Source organism: Methylobacterium sp. CCH5-D2, assembly GCF_001556475.1.
Classification (GTDB): Bacteria; Pseudomonadota; Alphaproteobacteria; order Rhizobiales; family Beijerinckiaceae; genus Methylobacterium; species Methylobacterium hispanicum.
Window position 1 is genome coordinate 1 of record NZ_LSIX01000650.1, and the last position, 387, is coordinate 387.

At 78.3% G+C, this 387-nt stretch carries 1 pseudogene; it reads right to left on the reverse strand.

The window, feature by feature from the left end:
* Nucleotides 1-355: pseudogene (locus AX737_RS17230) on the reverse strand (hypothetical protein); the annotation flags it as partial.
* Between the last annotated feature and the right edge of the window lie 32 nt (nucleotides 356-387).

Consider the following 387-nt stretch of genomic DNA (forward strand, 5'->3'; position numbering starts at 1 on the left):
GGGGCGGGTTGCGCACCCGCAGCGCCGCCTCCGCCGCCTCGGCCCGCCGCGCCAGCTCGGCCACCACCTCCGCGGGCAGCGGCGGCACGAGACCGGTCCAGCCCTCGGGCAGGAGATCGACGAAGACCTGCTCGGCCGCCTCCTGCACGCTGATCCGGACGGGCCGCTGCAGGGCGAGGCGCAGGCCGGTCCCGTCGGGATCGCGCCGGGCCACCGCGATGTAGGCGGGCATCTCCTGGGCGAGCCGCTCGGCCCCGCCGGGGGCCCGCTCGGAGAAGCTCAGGATCAGCACGCCCGCGCTCGCCCGCGCCTTGACCGAGACCGGCCTGTCGAAGGTGAGGCGGATGCGGCCGTAGGGCGCGGGCGCGGCGCCCTACGGCCGCATCC